The following is a 5,555-nucleotide window of genomic DNA, read 5'->3' on the forward strand; positions in this document are numbered from 1 at the left end:
GACCGGCACGGTTCCGGAAGGCCAGCCTGTGTCGGTGGCCGGTCCGTGCGGCAAGACCGGCGGCGCTGCAGGCATCATCGCAAACAAGCAAGGCGGCGGCGATGGCGGTTGGTGCCGGATCAGCGCGCCGGTGTCCGGCTGCGTCTCTGCCCGGTTCCTGAAGTTCGGCGGCGGGGCAGCCGGATTCGCCAAGAGCGCGGCGGGNTTCGCCAAGTCGAAGGGAACGCAGGCATCGGCGACGGCCGGCTTCGGCGGAAGCTGGAGCGCCAACGCCGATAACGTCGCCTACAGCCTCTCGCTGCAGCAGAACGGCAACGGCGTCTCCGGCCGCTACCAAGGTAATGACGGCAGCGCCGGGCAAATCACCGGCAAGGTGAGCGGCAACGTGCTGCGCTTCTCCTGGGTCCAGAAGGACGGCACCAGAGGCAACGGTAAGTTCGTGCTCTCCAGCGACGGCCAGTCGTTCGCGGGCGGCTACAATTTCGGCAACAATCCCGACACCGTCGAAGGCAGCTGGAACGGAACGCGGCAGTAGCCGCATTGCAAGGGGAGGCGACAAGTCATGGGTCGGCTCGAGGCGATCTTTGTGATGCCCTGCATCTATGCGCTTGCGAGCTCACCCGAGCTGGCCGGTGGTTATGATGGGAGCCGCAATGACGCGGCCGGCTCGCGGGTCGGCGTAATCGCTGAAGGCTCGGGCGATCGAAATGGTTGCGCAGAGTTCAACGGTGGCCGTGACGGGCGGACTATGCGGCTCTTCGCGGCTTCCTGCGCTCGCCGCCTTATCCGGAGGGTAGCGTGATGTGGGACTTCTCGGTCGCCAGATCCGGGGCGATCATGCTCAGGACATGGCCATTCATTCTTTTCCGCATGATCGTCTATTTCGCCATGACGCTCGCCTATATAGCGGCGACGGGCGCAGGCGCCAGCATCGGCTGGGGTGTTGGCCACATCTTCGCCGATGGCGGGCCGGAAGGCACGGCCTTTTGCGGCGGCATCCTTGGCTTCGCACTAGTTTCCATCGCAGTCTACTGGATCCGCGAATACATCCTCTATGTGCTTAAGGCTGGCCACATCGCCGTCATGGTCCATCTGCTCGACGGTCGCGATGTGCCGGGCGGACAGACCCAGATCGCCTATGCGAAAGCGGTCGTGACGCAGCGCTTCGCGGAAGCCAACATCCTCTTCGTCGTCGACCAATTGGTAAAGGGAGCGATCCGCGCCGTCACCAGTCTGCTCGGCGGCATCGCCGCCTTCCTGCCGGGGCTCGATGGGCTGGTGCGCTTGGCCAATACGGTGATCCGCATCTCGCTGACCTATGTCGACGAGATCATCCTCGGCTACAATATCCGCATGGACTCGTCCTCGCCCTTCGAGACTGCCCGGCAGGGCGTGGTGCTTTATGCCCAGAACGGCACGAAGATGGTCAAGAACGCGGTGTGGCTGGCGCTGATCCTGTGGGGCGTCACCTTCGTCATCTTCCTGCTCATGCTGGCACCGGCGGGCGCGGTCGTCTACTTCCTGCCAAGCCATTTAAGCGGCTGGGGCTTCGTTCTGGCCATCGTTTTCGCCTGGGCGCTGAAGGCGGCTTTTGTGGAGCCCTTCGCCATCGCCTCGCTGATGCAGGTTTATTTCAAGACTATCGAGGGCCAGACACCCAGTCCCGAATGGGACCACAGGCTCTCCGAGGCGTCGCGCCAGTTCCGCGAGTTGAAAGAAAAGGCGATGTCGCCTTTCGGCGGAAGGCCGGCAGGGCCAGCGCTGCAGCCGAGGATATGAGGGATCAATGTCATGCTGGCATTTATCGGCGGCATCGCTTCGACCACCGTCTTCTACCGCGGCGGCTTCCTTGAGGAGAAAAATAGCTGGACGCTATCAGAGTGCGGGGCTATTCGCCAACGATGGGTGACGTCAGTGGTGGTTGATCGGCAGGGGCCTGCCCCGCTTCACATGGTTGCGTCCGACGTGCACTATTCTAGGAAACCGGGGCGCTCCTCGGCCCCATGCAGTTGGATTGTACCGGCCGCCTTCATCACCGCCGAAAAAAGCGCCCGACTGACCGCGAGATCAAACCATCAGCAGCATGTCTTAGGTACAAACTGTGACCTATGTCTCCGGGCCGTACAGGTTTGAAGTGGTAGCGGGAGAGGGACTTGAACCCCCGACCCCAGGATTATGATTCCCGTGCTCTAACCAACTGAGCTACCCCGCCAGGGCGGCGACAGGCCCGAAATCCGCCTTAAATCGAAAGGCATTTCGAGGCGTTCGCCAAGGTCGCGCGGATATAAGGTTGGGAGGGCGAGCCTGTCAAGCTTCGATGCATTCGATATCGGCGCATATTCTCCATGGAGAAAAGCTTTGCCGCGCGAACACCTGCTTGCAGCCGCCGGGGTTGAGTTCGACGGGGCACGTCGCTATGTCTCGGCCACGAGTTTTTAGAGTTTGAAACAGATGAAGCCGCGCATTGCAGTCCTCGGTTGCGGATACTGGGGCTCCAACCACATCCGCACCCTCAAGGCGCTCGGCGCGTTGCACGCGGTTTCCGACACCAATCGTGCCCGCGCCGAAGGTTTCGCCAGTGAACAGGACTGCCTGGCGATCGCGCCGGACCAGCTGTTCGTCCACGATGACATCGACGCCATCATCATGGCCTTACCGCCGCAGTTCCATGCCGATCTTGCCGTGCGCGCCGTCGAGAACGGCAAGGACGTGCTGGTGGAAAAGCCGATCGCGCTGACGGTGCCGGATGCCGAGCGCGCGGTGCGGGCGGCCAAGGACAATGGCCGCGTGTTCATGGTCGGTCATGTCCTGCGCTTCCATCCCGCCTTCGAGACGCTCAAAGAGCTGATCGACAAGGGCGAACTCGGCGAGGTACGCTACATCCATTCGCACCGGCTGGGGCTCGGCAAGTTCCATACCGAGAACGATGCGCTATGGGACCTCGCGCCGCACGATCTGTCGATGATCCTGGCCATCACCGGCACCGAGCCGATCGAGGTGCGCGGCGAGGGGGCGGCACTCCTCGACAATCTCAGCGATTTCGCGCATCTGCACATGCGCTTTCCCAACGGCCTGCGCAGCCATCTTTTCACGTCGCGGCTCAACCCCTATCGCGAGCGGCGGCTGACCGTGGTCGGCACCAAGGCGATGGCGGTGTTCGACGATGTCGAGCCATGGGAGCGCAAGCTCGCCGTCTACCGCCACGCCGTGTGGCAGGACAGCGGCCAGTGGGCGTTCACCACCAATGAGCCGTCCTATGTCGCGGTTGCCCAGGGCATGCCGCTGACTCGCGAACTTGAACATTTCATCCAGTGCATCGGGACGCGCGCCGAACCACGCACCAGCGGCGAGGAGGCGATCAGGGTGCTGCGCATCCTGACGGCGGGCACCGTCACCCATACCAAATCCACCTCCTGAGGAAGGGCCGTGTCGCCCTCCTGGTGCGACGGGCAGGGAGAGCTACTCGGCGGGAATTTGCGCCGGCTTTTCGGCGAGCCGGCTCAGCATCGCTTCGGCTTCGGCGCCGCGCTCTGAGCGCACGATGAAGCCGCCGCCGAAGACGCGGGCCTCGTTGCCGTCGTCGGAATAGAGCACGCAGGCCTGTCCGGGCGCGATGCCCGATTCGCCATCGGCCAGCTCGACCGAGGTCACGCCTGCCTCGTGGCGCAGCACGGCCGGCCGTGGCGGCCTGGTCGAGCGCACCTTGGCGAACAGCTCGATGCCGCCGGCGGGCACATCGGCGAGCGCGCCGTCTCCCAGCCAGTTCATGTCGCGCAGATAGATCTTGTGCGTCTCCAGCGCCTCGCGCGGGCCGACCACGACACGGGCGCGCTCGGCGTCCAGATGGACGACATAGAGTGGCTCGCCGGACGCGATGCCGATGCCCCGGCGCTGGCCGATCGTGTAGCGCAGAATGCCCTCGTGGCGGCCGAGCACGCGGCCGTCGATATGGACGATGTCGCCCGGGTTGGCGGCAGCCGGCTTCAGCTTGGCTATGATGTCGGAATATTTGCCCTGCGGCACGAAGCAGATGTCCTGGCTGTCCTGCTTGGCGGCGACCGTCAGCCCCATCTCCTCGGCGATGGCGCGAACCTGAGGCTTCGACAGGCCGCCGAGCGGAAAGCGCAGATAATCGATCTGCGCCTGCGTGGTGGCGAACAGGAAATAGCTCTGGTCGCGGTCGGCGTCGACCGGCCGGTAGAGGGCGCGGTGGGCGCCATTGGCCCCGGAGCGGATGTAGTGGCCGGTGGCCAGCGCGTCGGCGCCGAGATCCTTGGCCGTGGCCAGGAGATCGGCGAATTTGACCGTCTGGTTGCAAGAAACGCAAGGAATGGGTGTTTCGCCGGCGACATAGCTTTCGGCGAAGGGGTCGATGACCGCCTTGCGGAACCGCTCCTCATAATCGAGCACATAGTGCGGAATACCCAGCGTCTCGGAGACGCGGCGGGCATCGTCGATGTCCTGGCCGGCGCAGCATGATCCGGCCCGATGCGTTGCCGCGCCATGATCGTAGAGCTGCAACGTGACGCCGACGACATCATAGCCCTCGCGCTTCAACAGGCCGGCGACCACGGATGAATCGACGCCGCCCGACATGGCGACGACAATGCGGGTCTCTTCGGGACGTCTGGGAAGGTCGAGACTGTTCATGGTGCTTTCATTCTGCGGCAGCTCAAATGCCAATGTCGAGGATATAGGTCAAGCTTTCATGCGGCGCCAGCTTGCAGGACAACCCGCGGCGCGTGGCGGACGCTGTGAGTGGGTACATTCCTTCCGGCTAAACAGGGTTTCCAGCCGGATATTTCAAATGCCCGCTAAAAGACTAACGCGGCGTTCACGATCCTTACCTAGTCATTAGGGTCTGCTTAGGCAATTTTTAAAGCTGTGGCGGTAACGTGGCGGGGATTGGGTCTTTGAGTTTTTTGTAGAGAGTACGATGACCGATCTGGTTAGACCTAGAGTCAAATACGTTATCGGGCCTGACGGCAGCCCTCTTACGATTGCCGATCTGCCGCCGACGAACACGCGTCGCTGGGTTATCCGGCGTAAGGCGGAAGTGGTTGCAGCGGTGCGCGGCGGACTTTTGAGCCTTGAAGAGGCATGCCAGCGCTACAAGCTGACCACGGAGGAATTCCTGTCCTGGCAAGCGTCGATCGACGAATACGGCCTTGCCGGGCTGCGCACCACGCGCATCCAGCAATACCGGCACTAGGCCGGTCCCATCACGATCGAAGGGCGCGGCATGCCGCGCCGCTTCAGACTGCTGACAAACCCCTGGCTTTTGCCTAGGGTTTTTGATTCACTGGGTCATGTTGAAGCGACCCGCCCCTGAACAGACCGCGCTCGAGATGGTGACGTTGGATCAGCTTGTTCCGGCTGATCATCTGTTGCGCAAGATCGACCGCGTGATCGACTTTTCCTTTATCCACGAGCTGACGGCGCCGCTGTACTGCGCCGACAATGGCCGGCCGCCGCTCGATCCGACCTTGATGTTCAAGGCGCTGTTCATCGGCTACCTGTTCGGGGTTCGCTCGGAACGGCAGTTGGTGCGCGAG

Annotated in this window: 5 protein-coding genes and 1 tRNA gene; 4 read left to right on the forward strand and 2 right to left on the reverse strand. The window is 63.0% G+C overall.

Annotated elements, in window-relative coordinates; all coding sequences use genetic code 11:
- The first annotated feature begins 801 nt into the window (after nt 1–801).
- Nucleotides 802–1,779, forward strand: a complete 978-nt coding sequence (locus tag M653_RS0130895; protein ID WP_027146755.1) for a hypothetical protein — start codon at nt 802–804, stop codon at nt 1,777–1,779.
- 356 nt (nt 1,780–2,135) lie between these two features.
- Here M653_RS0130895 and M653_RS0130900 read toward each other — a convergent pair.
- Nucleotides 2,136–2,212 (reverse strand) — tRNA-Met (locus M653_RS0130900).
- A 239-nt stretch (nt 2,213–2,451) separates the two neighbouring features.
- Here M653_RS0130900 and M653_RS0130905 point away from each other — a divergent pair.
- On the forward strand, nt 2,452–3,417 hold the full coding sequence (locus tag M653_RS0130905; RefSeq protein WP_027146756.1) for a Gfo/Idh/MocA family oxidoreductase: 966 nt from the start codon (nt 2,452–2,454) through the stop codon (nt 3,415–3,417).
- A gap of 42 nt (nt 3,418–3,459) precedes the next feature.
- Here the strand turns inward: M653_RS0130905 and mnmA are convergent, their stop codons facing one another.
- Nucleotides 3,460–4,650, reverse strand: a complete 1,191-nt coding sequence (gene mnmA / locus M653_RS0130910; protein ID WP_027146757.1) for a tRNA 2-thiouridine(34) synthase MnmA — start codon at nt 4,648–4,650, stop codon at nt 3,460–3,462.
- A gap of 286 nt (nt 4,651–4,936) precedes the next feature.
- Here mnmA and M653_RS0130915 point away from each other — a divergent pair, with 286 nt between their 5' ends.
- The gene (locus M653_RS0130915; RefSeq protein WP_006203587.1) at nt 4,937–5,212 is read left to right on the forward strand and encodes a DUF1153 domain-containing protein; all 276 of its coding nucleotides are present in this window, start codon (nt 4,937–4,939) and stop codon (nt 5,210–5,212) included.
- A gap of 97 nt (nt 5,213–5,309) precedes the next feature.
- On the forward strand, nt 5,310–5,555 hold a 246-nt coding region (locus tag M653_RS01000000134125), incomplete at its 3' end, for a transposase (protein WP_032936545.1).

Origin of the sequence: Mesorhizobium sp. WSM3626 (genome assembly GCF_000513935.1) — a bacterium.
GTDB lineage: Bacteria > Pseudomonadota > Alphaproteobacteria > Rhizobiales > Rhizobiaceae > Mesorhizobium > Mesorhizobium salmacidum.

Bases quoted from the DNA above. Each gene is read 5' to 3' on its own strand.
- M653_RS0130895 (WP_027146755.1), top strand. From the start codon at position 802: ATGTGGGACTTCTCGGTCGCCAGATCCGGGGCGATCATGCTCAGGACA.
- M653_RS0130905 (WP_027146756.1), top strand. From the start codon at position 2,452: ATGAAGCCGCGCATTGCAGTCCTCGGTTGCGGATACTGGGGCTCCAAC.
- mnmA (WP_027146757.1), bottom strand. From the start codon at position 4,650: ATGAACAGTCTCGACCTTCCCAGACGTCCCGAAGAGACCCGCATTGTC.
- M653_RS0130915 (WP_006203587.1), top strand. From the start codon at position 4,937: ATGACCGATCTGGTTAGACCTAGAGTCAAATACGTTATCGGGCCTGAC.